The sequence below is a fragment of the Bacillus mobilis genome (assembly GCF_001884045.1).
GTDB classification, from domain to species: Bacteria; Bacillota; Bacilli; order Bacillales; family Bacillaceae_G; genus Bacillus_A; species Bacillus_A mobilis.
In genome coordinates this window covers 61,112-83,492 of the sequence record NZ_MACF01000118.1, presented here as the reverse complement: position 1 = coordinate 83,492, position 22,381 = coordinate 61,112, and the positions used below count along the sequence as shown (strand labels likewise).

Here is a 22,381-nt window from a genome sequence, read left to right as displayed (position 1 = left end):
AATTTTATAGTTTATTTCTATTTATATAATCTAAATGTCTTCTTCCCCAACCACACATACTATCTAACACTGTACTTACTGTTTTTCCATGCTCTGATAAACTATATTCCACTTTAGGTGGTATTTCTTGATAAATCTCGCGTTCTATTAGTTGATCTTGCTCTAATTCCCGTAATTGCTTTGCTAACGTCCCTTGAGAGATATCTGGTATTAATCGCTTTATTTCACCAAACCGTTTTGTTCCGTCTGTTAATAATATAAACAAAATGAGTGGTTTCCATTTCCCACCGATTATTTGTAATGTTGCTATTACTCCTTTTAACTTCGGTTCTTGTAAATCCATTTTTCACACCTCTCCTCTGACATCACAAATCTTTTTTCACATTGCATATCCGCATGAATAGTGATTAGTACGAAATATGCGACTATGTACATAAAAAGTGCGTACTTTTCACTTGCTATCTTTTAGCGAATAATAAAGGCATAACAACTTTATTTTAAAGTTTTTATTAAAGGAGTGGCTTAAATATGTCTATTACTACATTAAAAGGTAGCCGAATCATTATCATTGGTGGGAGTTCTGGTATTGGGTTTGCAACAGCACAACAAGCAATTGAACAAGGCGCACATGTTATTATTGCAGGAAAATCCAAAGAAAAATTAATGATTGCTCAAGAAGTAATTAATAACAATCATCTTCAGACTTATGTATTGGATAACCAAGATAAAAACCAATTACAAGCGTTTTTCAAGAGCATTGGGGATTTTAATCATTTGTTCACACCAGGAGCTTCTTACACACTCGGACCAATAACCACCACAGATGATATTGCCGAAAGTAGCTTTATCGGAAAGTTTTGGCCACAATATTATGCTGTAAAATATGCAGTTCCTTTTCTTTCAAACTCTGGATCTATCGTATTAATGTCCGGTGCATTTAGTCAAAGGCCACTTAAAGGAGCACCTGCTTACGGAGCATGTAATGGTGCTATTGAAAGTTTAGGGAAAGCTTTAGCTGTTGAGCTAGCTCCAATTAGAGTTAATGTTGTTTCTCCCGGAACAATACAAAGAGAGAATGAACAAAATGAAAATAGACTAGCTGCTTATGAAACTTATAAATCTCTATCTCTTGTAAAACGCCCTGGGCACAATGATGAAATTGCGCATACTGTACTATATTTAATGCAAAATAGTTTTTCTACAGGTAATGTACTGTTTCCTGATGGAGGATACACTTATCATTAAATTATGTAAAACAAAAGCCACTTATTAAGGTGGCTTTTGTTGCTAATTGAGAATCTGCTGAAGCCATATAGGATCCTCTTTTAAAAGTTCCGCTAAAAACATAAGTTGCGGAAACGGTTGTAAGATTAAATCTTTATTTATTTTTTCTTTCAATATAGCCATTCCACCTTGTTTAATATAATCGTTTAGTGTTATTTCCTTACTACAAATTAGCTTAATATCACTTACTGAAAGCAATAATAACCCGTTTGTTTCAGAGGATGGAGTTGGTTCATTTTCTGAATGTGCCATATACATAATAGATAAAGTTTCATCTGGGCTATCAATAATTAATATTGGATTGATTTCATTTTCTACTCTTATTTTCTTTGATTGTGCATTCCAATTCTCTTTATAATATGTACTTGGTGAACTGAATATTGCAATATCGATAGCAGCTTCTTCTTTCACTTCTCTTTTAGCAGTTTCTACTGCCGTTTCATCGGCTTCTTTATGTCCCCCCAGCCTTACTACACCTAATGTACCCCCTTTACTCGTTGGACCAACTTGAAAAACAAATAAATTTTTATACACTACATACGCACCAGCTGTTCGCACATTCTTATCTATTTGTATCAACATTTTCCCTCCTAACGACCTTTGAACAAAATAGTTTACTATAATTTTATTATGTATTTAAATTATCTTCAATCCAACTCGCAGCATCAAGTAGATTTTGTGCTATATACTCAGGTACTGTTTCTTTCCACGAATTTCTATACTTTGTTAATGAGCTTTCTCCCCATCCTGTTCATACTAAAATCTTTTTCATATTAGCCCTTTCAGCTGCAATCATATCTGTACTCCCTGTATCTCCAATAAGAAAACATTCTTTTAAGCGTGGACCATGTTCTTCCGCTGCTTTCAAAAGTAAACCTATATTCGGTTTTTGGCAGTCGCAACTATTATTCATTTTATGTGGACAATAGTACATTCCATCTATATATACATCTTCATCTTTTAAAATTTGTTGCATCTTTTGAAATCCTTTAAGCAGTTCTTTTTCGGTGAAATATCCCCTTCCAATTATAGTTTGATTTGTATATAAAAACACTTTTAATCCTAAGTTATTTAACTTTTGTATTGCTTTAGGCGCAAAATCAAATAATGTAAATTCATTTGGGTGAATTCCCCCACCTGACCCTCCAATTGTTCCATCTCTATCTAAAAATACTGCCTTCATTTTTTTCCTCCTTTAAGTTTTAAAATACCTCTAAAAAGTAGGATTCATCTAAAAATTACAGAATTCTATACATAACAAATATTGGACGGATGATTTTCGAATTCCTCTATAATAAAGGTGGTTCAAACAGTTGTGAAATTTATACTAGAACGCAAGCTTACCGTAAAGACAACTTTTTCGAAAGAATACAAGATATTTATTTTTGGCTTACTCATTTCACGAATCGGGGATTCACTGTATACTTTTGCGCTTCCTTGGATTGCCTATCAATTAACCGATTCAGCTGTAATTATGAGTTCTTTATTTGCTATTAATGTATTGCCAATTGTTTTATTTGACCCTTTAGTTGGTGTAATAATTGATCGATACGATCGAAAAAAGTTACTTTGGATAGCGGATATTACCAATATTATTTTAGTAAGTCTTGTTCCCATTCTACATACATTACATCTATTAGAAATCTGGCATTTATACGTAATTACTTTTACCTTAGCAGTTATGTCTATGCTTTTTGATGTAACAACTGTTACAGTCATTCCACACATCGCAGGAGCATCATTAACGAAGGCTAATTCTTTCTATCAAATGATTAATCAATTGGCTAGTTTGTTTGGTCCAATGATAGCTGGGATTTTCATATCTTTTATTGGAGGCTTTCAAGTGCTTTGGATTAATGTTCTTTCATTTATTGCAACATTAGTTGCTGTGATGTTATTACCATCAATTAAAACTGTAAACAGCCAAAATAATGATAAAAATACACTTCAAAATATTCTATCGGATTTGTTTAATGGGTTTAAATGGCTCAAAAATGATCGCTTAAATATAGCTTTATCTTTTCAAGCTATGATTGGAAACTTTGGAGCAAGTGCGGTTTTAGGTGTATTCATGTATTATTTACTATCCACATTGCAACTTACCCCGGAACAAAGTGGCTTTAATTATTCATTAATTGGCATCGGTGGGATTTTAGGAAGCTTGATTGCAGTTCCTTTAGAAAAGAGATTGCAGCGCGGCCTCCTAATTCCTTTACTCCTATTCGCTGGAGCAATTGGCTTAACTTTCGCACTTTGGAGTACATATTGGTTTGCTCCTGGCATTGCTTTCGGTATTGCAATATTGCATGGAATATAATTGTAGCCACAGTTCGCCAGGAAACTGTTCCATCAAATATGCAAGGAAGGGTTTTAGGATTTTCACGTGTACTTACACGATTAGCCATGCCACTCGGGGCATTAGTAGGAGGTATTATTTCAGCCTATAATCCAGTACTTGTATTTGCTTTAGCTGCTTTCACGAAGCTACTTGAAGTTATTATTGCGTTATATAGTCCGATACGAAAACTATGATGGAAGGAAAGATAATTATGTATGATTGGTTAATTGAAATCGAAGAGCAAAAATATCCAGCACCTACTATAAATGAAGATTTTTATATAGAAAAGGCACCACCTGTATCTTCAAAGACTTCTCTCAGTCCAATTTGCCAACTTTTCAGTGGCATGGATTTCATACTTGAAGAGGACGTTTATACGTCCTTTCCCATTACAAATGACATTACTTTAAATATAGTTAAAAATGAATTAATCCCTCATTATAAAGATGTGAAACAAGTTTATATTAATAATGAATTACATGAAATTTTCATGATAGGTTTAAAGGAAGAATCAAAACAAACTTTAAAAGCACTTCTAACTAACGGTATATATCCCGTAGTGCCTGATTTATACCGCAGCCGTTCTTTTAATAGAATTGTCGGTAGAAGAACATTAAAATATTATTCTGTACTATTCGATTGCATTGATCCGATGTTCTTAAAAGAAACTCAAGAAATAGCATATTTCCTCAAACATTCTTTCTTTCAAAAAGAGGGTTGCATTTCTTTAGTACCAACAGGTTGGTTCTTAAAAGAGTCATTAAAGGATTCCATTACACTCCGCTCATTTTGTACATTTGCAAATGAAATTGTGCTAGTAGTTGACGAATCGAATCAAGAAGTAATTTCTCTTGATATTTACGGATAAATTGATAAATGGCTAGCGTCAGGAAAATGCGGATTTACAACGATAAGGAAAGTCCAAATTAAAAAGCTCATTATCTCTACAAATCGAAATAGAGAAAATGAGCTTTTCAGTTACTTCATTTATTTACTTATTTATTTATTGAATTCATTAACTGGAAGAAGTATTCAGGTTTATGAGTCTTATTTAGGTTATACCATGCATGTATTGTATCTGGTGTAAATACATCTATTTTTTTCAGTACCTCCACTGCGAATTCCAGAGGAGCTATTCCTGATGCAGTAACTAAATTCGCATCAGATACCGCAGATTCCAACTCATAGAACTTTTCTCCTTTATAGTTAGGACATACCATTTTAGTATATTCTAAGTTATTACTTGTATGCTTTCTAGTATCTAAGTATCCCATATTCGCGAGGCCCTCAGTTGCACCACAAATTGCCGCAACAATAGTACCAAGTTTTAAAGCTTGGCCAATTCTTTCCAAGATGGGTTGATGAATTTCTTCACTCCAAGTAGTCCCTCCTGGTAAAATTAAAAGATCTTTACTCTCAAGAGTACATTCATCAAGGGAAATATCTGGTTTTATGCCCAGTCCTCCCATAGTAGTAATCATTTCTTTATTAGCTCCTACTGTAATTACTTTTAAAGGTGCTAAATCTTTTTTGAAATATCTTCCTGAGTTTAATTCAGCAATTAAATATCCATATTCCCAGTCTGACATTGTATTAAATACATATAGAAATACTTTTTTTGTTTGCATCCAATAACACTCCAATCACAATTTATATAGCTATTATAATATAACTTCCCTGACAGTTAACGTCAGGGAAGTTATATTACTTGATGAAATTTTATTAATTCCGAAAGAACTTCAATAAGTCTTTTCTTAAGACTTATTGGCTCAATAACTTTAATAGATTTATTGTACGGTAAAAGTAAATAAGGTACATATGTATGTAATATATCTTTTTCAAGAAGAAAAACGGCTTGATTTGAAGTCCGTTCTTGTAAATAATGTCCTAAAAACCAATGTTGGCAAATATCAGCCAATACACTTTTATCCCCATTAATAACCAAAGAAATAGTCTCTTTCTTATCTTTTATAGTTGGAAGAAGACCATTTATAAAAAAGTCACGTGCTGAAAAATTTTCTGGTCGGTTAAACTTATTTTCTGTTAGCATTAGACTTTCAATTCGATCTACTCTAAAACTACGGATATCATTCCTAAGATGACAAAATCCAATCACATACCACTTATTATTCCAATAGATAATTTTGTACGGATCGACCAATCTATAATTTAATTGCTTTTCGCCACTTTTATGGTAAAGAATTTTTACTGAGTAGCCGTCAGCTACGGCCTGCTCCAACTCCTTCAAAAAAGGTTCCATAGGGAGTGAACTTAATCGACTTATTACTTCAAGACTAGCTAAATGTTGGTTTATCTTTGTTTCCTGCTCTTGATTTGAGTATTTACTTAGTTTTGAAATGGCCCGATTTAGTGCTTCACCTCCATAATATCCGGCTTCTTCTGCAAAAACAGCAGCGTGAAATAGTGCAGTTTGCTCCTCAAAATCAAAAAATAGAGGAGCCTCAATAAAATTATTCAATAAAGTGTATCCACCGTTATGTCCTGGTTCTGAAATGATAGGTACGCCACTTGTTGAAATTGTATCAATATAACGATACACAGTCCTTATATTCATCTCTAACTTTTCTGAAATTTGTTTTGCAGTAATTTTTTCACCTGAACGAAGCATCCATAGAATCGCTAACATATTGTCAATTTTAGGCATATAATTCCACCTCAATATAAAACTTATTTTCTATTATATATTTCCGATTTTTGATATAATTCATCAACTGTTCCTTTCCCATAGCTTTCTATATAACGAATCCCTAGACACATTTGTAATTTCACAAATTTGATTTACAGTCATATCTCCCTCTTTATAAAGCTTTACTACATCTTGCATGATTTTTATAGTACTTCTTTAACCGACCTTTAAACTTTCCTTTTTTCTTAGCCAGTTCAATTCCTTCACGCTACCGCATACGAATAAGATCACGTTCTGATTGGTTTACACCCGCCATAACCATAATATTGCACCATATGTCACCTTTTTGCTGGGAACATATTAATTTGCTAGGAGAATACCATTTTAATTCGGAGAAAGTGATCTAATTAGATTCTTTAAGACCACTGAAACTTTCTTAACGTTGTTAAAAACGGGAGAATCGTCAGAAAAAAAGGCTTAGCATCATTGTAAATCCGTATTTCCCTGACGATACCCCATTGCCATCAACCTAAGCTTTTGAGATCCCCCCCACAACTAAATTCCCATATTTTTACAGACATTCATGAGAATTCAGCTCATTTTTTCGTTTTGGGGAACAATCAATTTCTTGAGTTAATGGGTATGTGATAATGCTTCCATTTGAACAAATTTTCCTTTTCCATACCGATCACACATCTTTTGTAGAGTAATAGTATCAGCATATCCCAGTTTAAGAGGTTACTTACAAAATATTTGAAATTTTTTTGCGAGAATCTAAATATTTTCATTTATAATTCTCTATTTGTCTATACTTTTCATACCGCTGTTGTATAAGCTCTTCCGAGGATAATAGTATCAATTTTTTTAGAGATGATTCGATTACAGATTCAATCATTTTTGCCTGTGATTTTATATCATTTTGTGCTCCACCTTTAATTTCAGGAATGATTTCATCAATAATTCCTAAATGTTTTAAATCTTTTGCTGAAATTTTCATATGTTCAGCAGCTTCTGGAGCATACTTAGCGTCCTTCCATAGGATAGATGCTGCTCCTTCTGGCGAAATTACCGAGTACCATGAATACTCTAACATATGGATATGGTTACCGACACTAATGCCAAGAGCTCCACCACTTGATGCCTCTCCAATTACAATACAAACAATTGGCACTTTAAGTGTAGTCATTTCAAATAGATTTCGAGCTATCGCTTCAGAAATTCCACGTTCTTCAGACCCTACCCCTGGATAGGCGCCTATTGTATCAATAAATGTAATAATAGGGCGATTAAATTTATCAGCTTGTTTCATGAGTCTTAGCGCTTTTCTATAACCTTCTGGATGTGCCATTCCAAAATTTCTTTCTATACTTTCCTTTGTATTTCTACCTCTTTGATGACCAATAACCGTAACGGGCATTCCTTTAAATTTTGCAATACCACCTATCATTGCTTTATCATCACCATATAATCGATCACCATGAAGTTCGAGAAAGTTTGTAAACAATAAAGGTATATAGTCCAATGTCGTAGGTCGGTTACGTAGCCTTGCAATTTGAACTCGTTGAAAAGGTGTAATATTAGAATAAATCTTATCTTGCATTTTATTTAAACGTTTTTCTAATTCATGAATTTCTGACGATAAATCTACATTATTTTCTTTCATTATTTTCTTTAATTCATCAAATTTCTCTTTTAATTCAATAATAGGACGTTCAAAATGCAAACTCATTTTATCCTCCAAATGTTATGACTTACCTCACTCTAATCAAAAGACTTAGAAATAGAATCAATAAATAATTCAAAACCATCCACAACTATTTTTTGTTCTGATTCTGATAAATTATTGAGAATACTTTGATAAAATGTAATGGATTGCTCTCTTAAGCAATTAACAGTTATGTGACCTTTTTCTGTGAGGTGCAGAAAAAGTTCTCTTCTATTTTTTTCATTTACTTCACGATAAATAAGACCCTTTTTTACTAACTTATCTACCAATCTACTTACAGTTGAAGTCTCTAATCTAAGTTTATTGGATAGTTGCCAAACAGTTAATTTTTCTACCTCTAGTTCCTCTAACGCCATCATTTGAGAAGTTGGTAAAGGTTTTTCAAATGGTCCTTTGGACAAATTTTGAGATTCAAAAACCCCAGTTATTATAATCATTTTCTTAATATCTGTTCTTAGTTTTAAGGCATCTTCTCTTTTCAAATAGGTCACCCTCCTACAACTAATGTATCATACATCAATTGTATTATACATGAATATGTTTTTTTCACAAGCTTAACGTAAGCCAATATTACAACATGGACGAGATATTTCTCCTTGTTAAAATGGGATAAGTGGATTGTTTTCTACAAATGGCAGAACATCAATTATGTATTAGGGGACTTTATGGGGTACCGCTCATCGCAATCAAGCTAAGAAAATAAAACTACCTAAAAAACGAAAATTTTGTGATAACTTGTAACAAAAAACTCATAATTTTTTTGGGGGAGTTCTAAATTCTTAAGTTGATGGGCATGTGACAATACCCCATAAAGAAAAAAGGCATTAATTATATGCCTTTTTTCTTTATCATCATTTAACTGGATAACAAACTTCTGTAACCCACTTATTAGGATCCGATTCCATCGCTGGGCTTACATGGTAAATATTAAACATCGGGCCTACTAATGCGTAACCTTCTGTCTCAATCCATTTTGCTGCAGCCTCATTTACAGCTGTCATCTGTTCATAACTTCCATTAACCATTATGGAAGCTACATTAGTAGATTCAATTTTTTTAAATGTAACGTCTTTTGTATTTTCATGCTTACCTAAAATACTTAGCTGTATTTCTACATCTACATCATTTTCTTTGTATTCACGATCATGGAAAACCGCAATACTATAACTCGGATGGGCAATACTAATATTTTTCATTTGAATTTCTTGCATTAATATACCCCATAAATCCCCTTCGCGATTATATGATGGAATAATCTTTCTAACACTAGCTACTTCTCTTTCTGGAATTTCTTTTATTGAAACATGATAGGCCATCTCAACAACATCCTCTCTCATCGTTTTCATTGAGGCTTCGAGAAGACGTAATTGTTTTTGGAGGTCATCCATATCATCCTTTATTTGAGCACTACGATTTTTAAATTGTGATTTTATTACTTCCATATTATCGCTTGCTACTATTTCTTTAATAGTAGCAATATTAAACCCCATATCTTTTAACATTTGAATTTGATTTACTTTCTTTAATTGGGCCGCTGAATAGTATCGATATCTACTTTGTTCATTGATTTTTACTGGCTGTAGCAATTCTACTTTATCGTAGTGTCTCAACATACGAATACTAATGGAAGATAGTTTTGAAAAGTCACCTATTTTAAACATATTTTCCTCCCATAAATTACATCTACTTCGAAGCTCAACTTCATCTTAAACAATGACATCGTGTGAGAGTCAACTGTTTATAACACTTGAATTATATTTCTTTAATTATTTCCCCTTTTACTCTCTTCCGTCTTAAGGCTATAAAGATTGATATTAATCCGTTCACAACTAATAAAGTTACTATAATATTTGTAAGAAAGGCTACATCTGCCGCAAATATTTTAATTGTTTTCCATGGTGAGCTTGTACTATAAGTAAGAAGCGGGATGAAAATAATAGATAATATTAGAAATAAATTTCCTACAAATAACCAAGTTAGTTTTTCAACATTTTTCTTATGCCTATACTTCTTAACAAACATAATTGGCGAAATGAAAAGCACGAGTATAACTATCGACATAACAATTTGTGTAAATGGTATGTTTCTAGGTGGATCAATTGGTTCTTTTCCATTCAAAATGCTAATAATCCCATTTTTCAACACTGATAACGCTGGCTCTTCTAATACATGATTTTTATTTGTTAAAATAACACCACCCCAGCCACTTTTATTTAAAATAAATATTTCTGCACGAGCATCGGGCGTGGATCCTGAATGCCAAATCATCGTTTCGCTTTCATTTATATTTGTTGTTCTTAATCCAAAACCATAACTTTTTTTTGAATTTATTTTATAAAGTGGTGAAAGATAAAGATCCATGTTTTCTTGCTTTAAAAATTGAGCATCCTCAGGCCGATTCAAAAACATAATATATTGAATCATATCTTCTAAATTTGCAGTAATATAGCCATACGGTGCCCCAGAATTATCATAGGACACTACACTTTTTCTTGGTATGCCAAACCAAGACTGATAACCTGTTAAATAACCCTTTTCATATGCAGTTTCTTTACTTGCTGCTGCACCATTCATATTTAACGGCTGAAAAACATGCTTTTCCATATATGATGAATACGTTTCATTTGTGACCTCTTCAATAAGAGCACCTAAAACAATATAATTCGCATTACTATATTGATATTTTTCTCCTGGTGAGGCATTTAATTTTACATTTAAAAGTTTCTTTACATTTTCTTTTAAAGCTGAAGAACTTTTGGATTGTATATCTGATAATGCCAAACCTTCGTATGTGTTTATTCCGCTTGTATGAGTTAGTAGGTTTCGAATTGTTATAGTGGAGGTTAATTGATTGTCTTTTAATTTAAACCAAGGAAGGTGTTGTTGAACTGAATCCTCTAATTTTATTTTTTTATCTTCAATTAATTTCAATATAGCTAAAGCTGTTAAAGATTTACTTATTGAGCCAATTGCGAATGGTGTTTTACTAGTTACCTTTTTTTCAGATTCTCCAGTAATTCCTATCGTTTTTGTGAAAAATACATCTTTTTTATGTACAATTGCAACAGAAGCTCCTGGAATATTCTGCTCTTTTATAAATTTTTCAATATACTTATCCAATGCAATTTTAATATTTTGCTGAGCGTAAACTTTTGGATCTGTAATACATAACATTAATACATTACAAAGAATATAAATTAGAGATATTTTATAGATTGCATTCTTCATTATGCTTTAGAGAGCTTTCTTTTTTTATAACTTACTAAACTAATGAATACTACTATAGAGAGCATAAAACTAATCATTATTAATAATGAATTCCACCATTGATTTTCTGAAATACGATATAGAAGATTATACTGAAATGTATTTTTACTATTAGTTGGATTTAATGATCTAGTTAAAAATATTGTAAATGTAGTTTGCGAGATGAGGTAAGTAATAACTGCGATGAATATGCCGCGTAAGAAAGATTTGTTTAATTTACCCTTTTTATTTTTAAGTTGTTTCATTTTAACTTGTAAATCAATTTCATTTATTTCTAAATAATCTTGAACAAATAATTGAGGTGTACCTAAATCATCTATACTATCTTCACCATGTTCACGACATTCTTGAATATGTTCTAATATTTGTCGCTTAACATTTTCCATTTCTTCTAAACTAATATCGTATTGCTGTAATTCCTTAAGTACGTCTGTTAAAAATTGCTTTTCTTTACCTATTAATCTATTCCTCATTTCAGAAGGTCTCCTTTCGAGCCGTTTTTTAATAATGTTTGAATATCCGATTGCAATTCTAACCACTCATTAATTTTTTTCTCAAGACGTATTTTCCCGTTTTCATTAATTTCATAATAAATCCTAACTTTACCACTGTCTGTTACTTCTTGATAAGTATTAACCCACTCTTGATTTTTCAACTTAGTTAGAATAGGGTAAATACTTCCTACTCCTTTCAATTTTAAATTGTTTACTTCAAGTTCTTTCATAATCTCATAACCATAACTTTTCTTTTTCGACAAAATAGATAATACACACATTTCTAAATGACCTTTAATTAAACTTGTTCTATCCATAGGATAAATTTAACAGAAATATATACTTCATTCAAGTATATATTTCTGTTAAATTTAAAAAATCAGATAACAAAACAAAAAGATTAATAAACAAATATTATCACTCACGAACTTTTTTATCCCTATTTATCTCTTTTATAATATAATAATTACATAATATATCAATCATTTCACAATTTTATTTGTTTATCTCTCCTTCCCTTATACTTCTTTCCTTAGTGGAAAATATTGTATGTGGGACATAAAAAAACTAAAAGATCCAATTTCTTAATTGTGACATTAAGAAATTGGATCTTTTCATTACCTTGTAATAATGCGTTATTATTAACATTATAAAGAATATACGTTTTATATAAGTTATGTTAATAACACCTTAACTAATAAAATTTTATTGATTACTCTCAAGAAATTCATAAACCGCCATCATTTCTCGTTTATCCAATTCGCGAATGCGATTAAAAATTGGTATTTGCGAAACAGCTTCTGTTAATAAGCTCTCATCCACAACATCACTAACTTTTCCAGTTAACCATATTTGTACATCCACGCCTTCAACAACTTCTTTTAACCCTTCGTCATTAATACCAGTTGCATTACAAGTTACACATGGGATTGTTAATTTAAAGACACCATCATGTAAATTATCTTCCGTTATAACTTTCTTTCCGCTGCAGAATGGACATAGATTACTTTTTCTAATTTTATTGATTTGGGTAACTAACTTTTTGTATCCAAACGCTTCGTATACATACGTAAGTTTTTTATATTTACCATTTGTGAAATACTTATCTATAATGTTTTCTCTCGTTTCATAAACATTAGGGAAATCACATACAGTTACTTGATTATTAACACTAATGGATTCAATATTTCCTTTTATTTCATCCCAGAATGGTAAAACATTTTGTAACACCATTTCATAGTTTGAAAAGCTTGCCTGTTCTAATTCAAACATTTTCAGTGCAACTTGTGCTTTTCTTGGCAATAAAGAAACATCTTCTGTCAATCTCATATCGCCACCAACTATAGACTTTAATTTATGAAGTGCAGGTAAATCACCGACTATTTTCAACACTTCATCAACTGGTTGATTGATCATTTCACGAATATCAAAGTTACCAAATTTAAGGGGTTTATGATGCTTTAAAACCGTCCCCTCACAAATTGGACATGTCATCATTTCTTTAGAAGACTTAATTTCTTCTTTAATAGCTGCTTTAGAAATAACAATATATCCACCAATAATCGTATTAAATCCTACCCATGTTCTGCGTGTCTTTCCTTTTTTATCATAAAATGATTTTTCAAAATATCCGTACCAAAACGTATGCTTTTCTTCTTCTGACATATCATTATAGCTCTTTGATAAATCGTGACCAAGCTCATTTTTTATTTCTTCAAATAGAAATTCTATTTTTTCATATTGATAAAATTTTAAGACTTTCATGATTTCCGGATCAAATAAACCGTCCCAAAATGGAACATTTTTATCTTGAATTGTAATCTCTTTATCGAAAACTTCAATTTGAAGACGTCCAGAACAAGATGGACAATGATTGTCCTGTGAATAGAAATCAAAACTTCTCGTATCTTTATTAGTTGGATGAGCAGCTACAATATGATTAATTAATCCACCAATTTCATATAAGAAACTATATTGACTATATAAATGTCTTTCAAGATCAATAGCAACAACAGGTGCAATTGTATCAGATTCATATTCACCATAAATTAAACGGGCCATTGATGATAAACTTTTTAAAATACCACCCTTATAAATGTTTTCGGCATTTTTAAAATAGTTAATATGATTTTCTTCTAAATAGTGAACGCCTTCTTTATGCTTAAGCGCTGAAGAAATATGTATTTGCTCAGCTTTATTCACACTGCTTTTTTCGCGATAATAATCTTCATGACTTACTACATCAAGATGCTTTATAGATTCAGGCTGTCTTTTTCCGAAATCTACAATATAATCAGAGCTTTCTAACATGTAACTATTATGTTCAATCATAATGATAGAGACTGATTCATCTTGCAATATAGCTCTAACACTATCTATAAATTGATTTAAAATATTTTGTGATAAACCTTTTGAAGGCTCATCAAAAATAAATAATGTATGTGGATTTCTAGTGTTCGCAAATAACTCCGAAACTAAATGAACACATTGAAATTCACCCGTTGATAATGTTTGTGTTTTTCGTTCTAACGTTAAATAACCAAGTCCTAATTTAATAAGTAGACTCAAGCGTTTATATGCAATATCTTCATTTGGAAGTTCATCTATAATATCCTCAATCGAACGCTCAAAAATATCATCAATTTCTTCGCTATACTTTGTTAGTTTCTTTTTAATATCTAGGAAAGTGGCTACAGTTGATCGACTTGTAATAGATTGATTTCGATCTTGTCCGACCATAACTAGTTTATCTTTTGGATATCGTTTCAAGAAATCTGTAGCTAAGCATTCGTTAACAAGTGAAGATTTCCCGCATCCAGATTCTCCTGTAACCGTCACAAGCCTATTTTTAGGAATTTGAAACTCCATCATTTGGATATTACGGCAATATAATTCTTGGAATGTATAATATTCTGTTGGTACTTCTTTATTTAGATCCGACAGTATTGGTTTTGGTCTTGGTGATTCTTTCACAATTTGTCCACCATATTTTCCGCTACCAGGCCCAAAGAACAATTGCTCATCTGTTGTATCCAGTACTGTATCTGAATGATCAATAAGCCAAATTTGATTTTTACACCCTAACTGCTTAATCTCTTCTAATATTTGTAATAATGTTTCATGATCAAGTCCAACTGAAATCTCATCAATAATAATTACAGCATTTTCACTTACTGCCATGAATTCAGCCAAATAAAGTCGTGTTAACTCTCCACCTGACAACGTACCCATAATTCGATTTAATGTTAAATAACCAATATTCATATTAATTATATTTTGCAGTATATGTTGTTTTGCTTCACTAATATTTAACACTTCTGCTAACGAAAGAATAGATTCAACACTTAAATCATTAATATTTGAAATTGTATGTGGTTTAGCAAATAAATCTATCGTATGTTGTTCGATTTCTTCACTATAACGTTTTCCCTTACATTTTTTACACTCAATATTTTTAGTAGTGCCTCGGCCTTTACAACCAGTACACCAACCTAACTGATTATTAAACGAAAAAACCTCAGGGGAAAGATGAAATACTTCAGAAAGTTTTTCGCGAACTTCAGTAAACACACCAGTATGAGTACCTATCGTTGAACGTGGGTTAGAAGAAATCGATGATTTTCCTAGAAAAAGTACTAAAGGCATATCCTCCATCTTAATAGCACTAAAATTTGTTTCCATAATATTAGGAAATAAATATTGATATTCAGCCTTTGGCAATAAAGAAACTAATCGTTTTTTTGATTCTTCGCCAATCGTTTGACAAAAAGTTGTTTTACCTGATCCTGATAAACCAGCGATTCCAAACGACTTATAAAATGGGATAGCTGTATCTAATTTATTTATGTTATTAGCAATTAATTGATTTACTTTCATATTAACCTCTATTCTTATTTTTCATAAAAGACATTTTTACGATATAATAATTATATAATAAATATATTATATTACGTAATTACCCTCTTACTTCAAGAAACTTACCTTTATATATTTCAAACCACTGTTGCCATTCATCTTTAGAAAATTCTTTTTCTTCTCCTTCTAGAACGGAAGAAAAAAGATCTAAACAAATATGCCAACCTGCTATGTCTTTCGGTGTATGATCTGTTAAATCATGAATGTATTCTTTAAGAAGTAAAAGAGTACCATTTTCCTCTTTATGTATTTCAAATCGGACACGATCTTTATCCCAAGTAAATTCAAGCACTGCGTTTACTTGACACTCTAAAATATCAATATTTATAAATGAACCGTCCATCAAGTCAAACTTTACTATTCCACCTGTTTTAAGGCTTTCAATTTGTAAATTAGACATCCATTTTTTAAGCTTACTGTTTTCTGTTAAAACAGACCAAACCTCCTCTATCGTATATGGAAATTGGCGTTCAAATTTTATAATATACCCATCAGTTACTTTTTCAATTTCAGCTATCATATTGTTTACCTCCTATACAGAATGTATGTTCTCACTTCATTTTACACGAATATAAATATAAAATAAATATTTATGTCATCGAAGTATTAATTTAAAGTTAATGGCGCTGAAAAACTTAAGTATTTTCTAAATCGAGTTCTATTTTATTAGGAATTAAATATCATGTATGCCCATTTTCTTATTAAATATAAACTTACGTATAAAAAAAGCCGCATTTGCGACTTTTGAAATGATAGAATTTACTCTTGTTTTTGTTGAATGATTTAGCGCTTAATCGCATCAACAATTAGCGATGGAAAACCAAGTTTATCGCCTTTATTTCTAGAATCATACCTTTTCGAACGGAAAATAACACCATCGTTTGCATCCCATTCGTTATAATAAAACTGACCATTTTCATCACAATATTCAAGTAAAACTACCTCAAACCCCGCAGTTTCAAACATTTTCGTTAAGGTTTTATAATTATGAACGATTTTATGACTTGCTGCTGGATGATCTTTCGGACCTGGTCCGCCTATTTGAACTATATTTTGGTACGCTTCATCTTGGAAAAACGCATCAGGAACACCGCATCGAATGTGCCCTGCTGACTTTAAAAATTCATAACAAATTTCTGCTGCCCTTACACCTTCTTCAAATGTAAGGTGTTCCCATACATGTTCAGCTAAAATAGCTGAAATAGAATTGTATTCAAACCTTTCTTCCCACATAGCTTTATCTAGTAAATTAAGTTCATCTTTTTGCGTTTGTATCCAACCTGGATTATTATTAAACATTCCAGCTCCAACTACTACTTTAATTTCATCTTGTTTTATTGCCACTACTTTCACCTCGTAAACATATTAATTATTAATATATTCTATGTTTACTATTATTCTACCTTCTTCGACAAATTTAATAGCATAAGTCCAGTACAATACCGAACTCATGCTGGAAATTTTTCTAACACAACGATTTTCTAACTTTATGGAATCAGTTTATAATACACAACTGTTTTTATACTATTTATATACGATTTTTCTTACATAAACATAACACACCAAACATTAGCACAAAACCAGTCACGTAAAAACTTGTTGTTCCGCTGCCACCAGTATTAGGAATTATCCATTTATTTTTCACATTTTTCACTGTTAGTTTTTGTGTCCTTACCGCTTCTGTAATTTCTATTTCTATTGGATCTCTAAGTAACATATATCCATTTGGCGCTTTTATTTCTTTAATCGTATACTTTCCAAATACTAACTGATTGGAAATCCCCCTTCCTTTTTCATCCGTTGTTAATCTAGTAACTTCTTTACCTTCTTTATCTAAGACTTGAAATACAGCACCTTTTAGTTTTAGATTAATATCCTTATCATCAACTTTCTCAATTTCAATTTGTCCAGTCGGATCTGGTAATTTCTTATTTCCTATTTTAATTTCTACTACTGTATCTTTTTCTATTTTTACAGCTATTTTATCTTTTAATAATTCATAACCTTTAGGTGCTTCTACTTCCACTAGAGTATAGTTACCTATTGGCAATTCTTTTGATATCGCTTCTCCTTGTCCATCTGTTACTAACTCACCAACTACTTTTTTATTTGAATCTTCAATATGAAACTTTGCTCCTGCTAGCTTTTTATTTTTATCGCTCGTATCTACTTTTACTAACTTCATTTTCCCCATTGGATCTGGTAATTTCTTATTCCCTATTTTAATTTCTATTACTACATCTTTTTCTATTTTTACAGCTATTTTATCTTTTAATAATTCATAACCTTTAGGCGCTTCTATTTCCACTAGAGTATAGTTACCAATTGGTAACTCCTTTGATATCGCTTCTCCTTGTCCATCTGTTACTAACTCATCAACTACTTTTTTATTTGAATCTTCAATATGAAACTTTGCTCCTGCTAGCATTTTATTATTATCGCTCGTATCTATTTTTACTAATTTCATTTTCCCCATTGGATCTGGTAATTTCTTATTCTCTATTTTAATTTCTACTACTGCATCTTTTTCTACTTTTACAGCTATTTTATCTTTTAATAATTCGTAACCTTTAGGCGCTTCTGTTTCCACAAGAGTATAGTTACCTATTGGCAATTCTTTTGATATCGCTTCTCCTTTTTCATCTGTTATTAACTCGCCAACTACTTTTTTATTTGAATCTTCAATATGAAATTTTGCCCCCATTAATTCTTTATTATCATTATTACTATCTACTTTTTTTATCTTTACTTTTCCTGTACTAGGCTTGTTCCAATGTTGCCAGTTAAATTTGAAATTGTGAAATTCAAATCCACCAGTTTGTTGTACCGCACCGACAAATGCTTGTCCATTAATTGAACCACCTTTTGTTTCTAATACAGCATTTGGAGCAAACACACTCCCAACAACACCATACCCCTCTGTTGTAATTTTTTTTGCATTAGGAAAAACCCACATCACTTTCCCGTATAATTCAGTAAACGGTGAATTAGGAGAATAGGGTTGTGATGTAGGAATTATATCTGTAGCCCTACCAATATTGTTCGTGTCATATAAGATAGCACCATTTTTAAATGTAACCTCTATTGCATCTGAATACATAACGATAAAATCTTTTCCTTTCGCATTAGGTAAAAAGACATCTCTTATATCTAAATTGATTTTCCCTACCAATTCTGATGAAACATAAATATTAGGATTGTTTATATCTTTTCCGATTCCATAACTCATATTTGGAATTGGGGTATTCGTTTTATATTGACCTGCATTTTTACTGACTTGATTCACTATGTTGTGAAATTCATTAAATTTCGCGTCAATTTCTAGTTTTTCTTTATAAACTATACGATCATAAGAAGATTGTATGATATGATCTGGATCACTCTCTTTTGTCATTACAACTATTCCGTTTTGAATAATAAAAGATTCCTCTCTTGATTTTTTAAATTTTCCAGACAATAACAAGGATGGATATCCCTCATCATCCCATTTTTCCCCAATTATATTAGATGTTCCCGCTGCTGCACCTACAATCGTATAACCAGATGCATCCATATCACCTTGAACAGCAATTGCTCCTTCAATATCGCCACCTACTGCTATATGGTTACCAAAGACAACAGCATTATAACGCGATATATCCCCTAGACCTTCTAAGTTAGTCGTGGATCCATATGCTTCTTTTGGTGCATATACGACAAAACTTACACATAACATTAACAAGACCATAAAATGAATACTTACCAACTTTAATCGTAACCTCAATTCCTTTGTTCCCACCTTTACCGTATTTTTTCTACAGTCGAATAAAATGAAACTTTTTTCAGTGAGGATTTACTTTACTCTCTATATACCTTCTTTGCTTATCTCTGGATTTTCGGTCCCACTGCCCATTAATACAGGATAAATAAATTCACTCTATCGAGTTAATTTTTTCTTATAAATTACGACTAGAAACACACATAATAATAGGATTAAGACTACTACGGTCCACTTATTAAACATAAATATCTCTTTACGCATTTTTTGTTTTTCTTTCTCATTAAACTCCACACGCTCACCTCGAACCAGTAATCTATTTGTATTTACTCCATAAGGCGTACATGTAATTAATGTAATATAATCTTTATTTTCCACAATTTTTAAATCGTCTGTTTCGTGTGGTAACACTACTTTAATTTGATCTACTTTATAAGCAAGAACTTTGTCTAAAGAATGAATATAAAAAAGATCTCCTTCACTCAACTTATCTAAATCTGTAAATAATTTTGCTGATGGTAAACCACGATGCCCTGTTAAAATAGTGTGCGTATTTTCTCCACCTACTGGAAGTGAAGAATAATCTAAATGACCTACCCCGCGACTCAATACTTCCTCAGAGGTCCCTTGATAGATTGGTAGTTTTATATTAATTTTCGATATTTCAATATACCCCATTACATCACCTAAATTTAACGCATCGGCATACGCTTGATGATTATTTTTTTCTTCAGAAAATGGATCTACAAATGTTTTCATGGAAGTTTGAACTTGTTTATTATATTCGGTTGCTTCTTTTTCCCTACGTTCAACTTCTTTCTTTTGTAGTGCTTTGATCTTCTTATCGTAGGAGCTAATCTCAGAATAATGTGCACGAGTCGCCAACCAATTACTAATAGTAGGATATAAAAAAATACCTAATCCTAATAAAAAAATACCTCCTAAAGCAAGATTTCGTTTCATATTTCCACCTCTGTATATACTAAAATATCGAAAAGAGGGAAGCATTTTGCTTCTCCCCTTTTTACATCACTTGGTTATATGTTCCTAAAGCCTTAATTATTAGCAAACTTTTTTCTAAAGAAAACAAATACCGCTGTAGCCATTAACGCAAGGCCTAGTACAGTAAATAGAATCGTTCCGATACCACCCGTTACAGGAAGAATCCATCCATTTTTATTATTTTCAATCGATAATTTAACCGTTTGATTATTTTCGCTAATCTTTACATCAATAGGATCCTTTAATAATTGATATGAAGCTGTTGTACCATCTTCTTTTGTATAAGTTGGTGCTTTCGTTTCAAAAATTTGATAGTCTCCATACGGAATGTTAGTCCATTTAATAACACCATTTTCATCTGATACACCTGTGACTTCTTTACCTGCCACAACAACTATTTTTCCATTTTTATCTTTAAGTACAAACTCCGCACCTTTTAATTTCTTCTTATCAACACCATCAACTTTTGTTAACTCGATAATTCCAGTTGTTGGAACAACAACTACAGGTTTAGATTCCTTTTCTCCAATTACATCATTTTTATTTATAAAATCAATTTTTGCTGTATTTAAAATTTCTGAACCAGATAGTACTCCTTCTTTTACTTGTGATTTAATTTGTAAATGAAATTCTTTTTTACCATCTAACTTTGTGAAATCTTTTACTGTAGCTGTTACTTTTTGGCCTTCTACAGCGACCTCTACAATGCTTGCATTTACTTCCGCTCCATCAATTTTCACGATTGGTTTTCCTTGAATCATTAAACGATTGTCTAATGTATCTGTTACTACATATTTTTTGTATTCTTTAATGTCTTCTGGAATTAATGTTTTGATATCATAATTGTAATTAGTTAACGGATTAATTGGTAACGCTTCCAAATTACCGTTAATCTTTTTATCAATATTTGGTTCTTCATAGTTTTGCACTTCTACTTTAACTACTGTACCAGAAGTAATTGTTCCATCTTCGTTAATAGTTCCGGAGGTCTTTATAAAAAACTCGTGTTTAGTCGGATCTAGTACATACCCTTTCGGCGCTTTTGTCTCTTGGAAATAGTATTCCCCATACTCTAATCCTTGCACGCGAATATGCCCATTACCATCTGTTGCTAACTCTTTTTTCACTTCTGTACCATCTTTTTTAAATAAAGAGAATACTGCACCTGCTAATGCTTTTTCATTTGCACCACTCTTTACTAAATCAACTGCACCACGTTTAATCTCATTTTTCGGATACATATGAACATCATAGTTTAGCACCTTACCCTCTTTATTCGTTAATGGAATATCCACTGTATACGTATTTGGATTTAGGTTAACATGCGGAGGTCCTGCCACTTCTTTCACTTCATAACGTCCTAGCGGAAGATCCTTTAATACAGCTTGTCCGTTATCATCTGTTACTACTTGAGTTGGAGTTGCTCCCATTACAGGCTTCACATCTTCTTTCACGATTTTCCCATCGTTTGAAATTTTTTCAAACGACGCAACCCTTTTCACTTCAAACGTTACACCTTTTAACGGCTTCGCATTTGTTGGTACCTCTTGATTTACAGAGCCATCTCCTTCTATCCCCTGTGTGCCATCTTTTTCTTGTTCATATTTATGGATCGTTAAAGTACCTTTGGATGGTGAAGCTGCCTTTACTAATACACTAGACCATGTAGAAAATGTTAAGAAAAATACTAAAAGCACACTAAATATTTTTTTCATTTCTCTTATCCCCTTTACTACTTCTATCATTTTAAAAATCTCTTTATTACTATTACCCTCTTAAAAGTAATAGTGTGCCAAGTACCAGATTTAAACGAGGAACCTAAAACATAGTCGTCCAACAATCCATTGTTTACAATCACTTATTCACTCTTGTTATTTGCTATTATTACGTTGTCTCTCCATACGATATATGTAGTTTTCCCCCTGAATTACACTTATATCTCTACTTCAAA

The 22,381-nt window shown here is 31.8% G+C and carries 19 protein-coding genes and 2 pseudogenes; 3 read left to right on the top strand and 18 right to left on the bottom strand.

Annotation, left to right across the window (positions count from 1 at the left end; genetic code table 11):
• Positions 1-4 precede the first annotated feature (4 nt).
• Positions 5-343: a winged helix-turn-helix transcriptional regulator gene (locus tag BAQ44_RS19475; protein WP_071723084.1), complete on the bottom strand. Its 339-nt coding sequence runs from the start codon at positions 341-343 to the stop codon at positions 5-7.
• Positions 344-528: 185 nt separating this feature from the next.
• Between BAQ44_RS19475 and BAQ44_RS19470 the strand changes: the two genes are divergently transcribed.
• Entirely contained in the window at positions 529-1,245 is a 717-nt protein-coding gene (locus BAQ44_RS19470) for an SDR family oxidoreductase (protein ID WP_071723081.1), read from the top strand.
• Positions 1,246-1,287: 42 nt separating this feature from the next.
• Here BAQ44_RS19470 and BAQ44_RS19465 read toward each other — a convergent pair whose 3' ends face one another.
• A complete protein-coding gene (locus BAQ44_RS19465) occupies positions 1,288-1,863 on the bottom strand; it encodes an NUDIX hydrolase (RefSeq protein WP_071723080.1) in 576 nt (191 codons plus the stop codon).
• A gap of 172 nt (positions 1,864-2,035) precedes the next feature.
• Positions 2,036-2,467 carry a D-glycero-alpha-D-manno-heptose-1,7-bisphosphate 7-phosphatase gene (locus tag BAQ44_RS19460; protein WP_249024749.1) on the bottom strand — a complete coding sequence of 144 codons (432 nt, stop codon included), beginning with the start codon at positions 2,465-2,467 and terminating at the stop codon, positions 2,036-2,038.
• A gap of 132 nt (positions 2,468-2,599) precedes the next feature.
• On the opposite strand from BAQ44_RS19460, the pseudogene BAQ44_RS19455 reads away from it, so the two are divergent.
• Positions 2,600-3,816, top strand: a pseudogene (locus BAQ44_RS19455) (MFS transporter).
• Between the two features lie 17 nt (positions 3,817-3,833).
• Positions 3,834-4,490 (top strand): hypothetical protein, encoded by a 657-nt coding sequence (locus tag BAQ44_RS19450; RefSeq protein ID WP_249024748.1) that lies wholly within the window; start codon positions 3,834-3,836, stop codon positions 4,488-4,490.
• A gap of 127 nt (positions 4,491-4,617) precedes the next feature.
• Here the strand turns inward: BAQ44_RS19450 and BAQ44_RS19445 are convergent, their stop codons facing one another.
• The 15 genes and pseudogenes from BAQ44_RS19445 to BAQ44_RS19375 all read right to left on the bottom strand — a co-directional run bounded on the left by BAQ44_RS19445 (position 4,618) and on the right by BAQ44_RS19375 (position 22,145).
• Positions 4,618-5,250 (bottom strand): type 1 glutamine amidotransferase family protein, encoded by a 633-nt coding sequence (locus tag BAQ44_RS19445; protein ID WP_071723076.1) that lies wholly within the window; start codon positions 5,248-5,250, stop codon positions 4,618-4,620.
• Between the two features lie 71 nt (positions 5,251-5,321).
• A complete protein-coding gene (locus tag BAQ44_RS19440; RefSeq protein WP_071723074.1) occupies positions 5,322-6,287 on the bottom strand; it encodes a helix-turn-helix transcriptional regulator in 966 nt (321 codons plus the stop codon).
• A 63-nt stretch (positions 6,288-6,350) separates the two neighbouring features.
• Positions 6,351-6,594 (bottom strand): annotated as a pseudogene (locus tag BAQ44_RS19435) (helix-turn-helix domain-containing protein); the annotation flags it as partial.
• 459 nt (positions 6,595-7,053) lie between these two features.
• Positions 7,054-7,998 carry an acetyl-CoA carboxylase carboxyltransferase subunit alpha gene (locus tag BAQ44_RS19430; RefSeq protein ID WP_071723072.1) on the bottom strand — a complete coding sequence of 315 codons (945 nt, stop codon included), beginning with the start codon at positions 7,996-7,998 and terminating at the stop codon, positions 7,054-7,056.
• A gap of 32 nt (positions 7,999-8,030) precedes the next feature.
• A complete protein-coding gene (locus BAQ44_RS19425) occupies positions 8,031-8,477 on the bottom strand; it encodes a MarR family winged helix-turn-helix transcriptional regulator (RefSeq protein WP_071723070.1) in 447 nt (148 codons plus the stop codon).
• 369 nt (positions 8,478-8,846) lie between these two features.
• Positions 8,847-9,656, bottom strand: a complete 810-nt coding sequence (locus BAQ44_RS19420; RefSeq protein ID WP_071723068.1) for a MerR family transcriptional regulator — start codon at positions 9,654-9,656, stop codon at positions 8,847-8,849.
• 91 nt (positions 9,657-9,747) lie between these two features.
• A complete protein-coding gene (locus BAQ44_RS19415) occupies positions 9,748-11,223 on the bottom strand; it encodes a serine hydrolase domain-containing protein (protein ID WP_071723066.1) in 1,476 nt (491 codons plus the stop codon).
• Positions 11,223-11,735 carry a hypothetical protein gene (locus BAQ44_RS19410; RefSeq protein ID WP_116758389.1) on the bottom strand — a complete coding sequence of 171 codons (513 nt, stop codon included), beginning with the start codon at positions 11,733-11,735 and terminating at the stop codon, positions 11,223-11,225. The genes BAQ44_RS19415 and BAQ44_RS19410 overlap by 1 nt, the downstream gene beginning before the upstream one ends.
• Positions 11,732-12,073, bottom strand: a complete 342-nt coding sequence (locus BAQ44_RS19405; RefSeq protein ID WP_061680380.1) for a PadR family transcriptional regulator — start codon at positions 12,071-12,073, stop codon at positions 11,732-11,734. The genes BAQ44_RS19410 and BAQ44_RS19405 overlap by 4 nt, the downstream gene beginning before the upstream one ends.
• 388 nt (positions 12,074-12,461) lie before the next feature.
• The gene (locus BAQ44_RS19400) at positions 12,462-15,632 is read right to left on the bottom strand and encodes an ATP-binding cassette domain-containing protein (RefSeq protein WP_071723065.1); all 3,171 of its coding nucleotides are present in this window, start codon (positions 15,630-15,632) and stop codon (positions 12,462-12,464) included.
• 79 nt (positions 15,633-15,711) lie between these two features.
• Positions 15,712-16,191, bottom strand: coding sequence for an SRPBCC family protein (locus BAQ44_RS19395; RefSeq protein WP_071723064.1), 480 nt, complete (start codon positions 16,189-16,191; stop codon positions 15,712-15,714).
• Positions 16,192-16,454: 263 nt separating this feature from the next.
• Positions 16,455-17,015 (bottom strand): class I SAM-dependent methyltransferase, encoded by a 561-nt coding sequence (locus tag BAQ44_RS19390; protein ID WP_071723062.1) that lies wholly within the window; start codon positions 17,013-17,015, stop codon positions 16,455-16,457.
• 184 nt (positions 17,016-17,199) lie between these two features.
• Positions 17,200-19,434, bottom strand: a complete 2,235-nt coding sequence (locus BAQ44_RS19385; RefSeq protein WP_071723060.1) for a SpaA isopeptide-forming pilin-related protein — start codon at positions 19,432-19,434, stop codon at positions 17,200-17,202.
• Between the two features lie 153 nt (positions 19,435-19,587).
• Positions 19,588-20,391, bottom strand: a complete 804-nt coding sequence (locus BAQ44_RS19380; protein ID WP_084669576.1) for a class C sortase — start codon at positions 20,389-20,391, stop codon at positions 19,588-19,590.
• Positions 20,392-20,483: 92 nt separating this feature from the next.
• Positions 20,484-22,145 carry a SpaA isopeptide-forming pilin-related protein gene (locus BAQ44_RS19375; RefSeq protein ID WP_084669581.1) on the bottom strand — a complete coding sequence of 554 codons (1,662 nt, stop codon included), beginning with the start codon at positions 22,143-22,145 and terminating at the stop codon, positions 20,484-20,486.
• Positions 22,146-22,381: the final 236 nt, after the last annotated feature.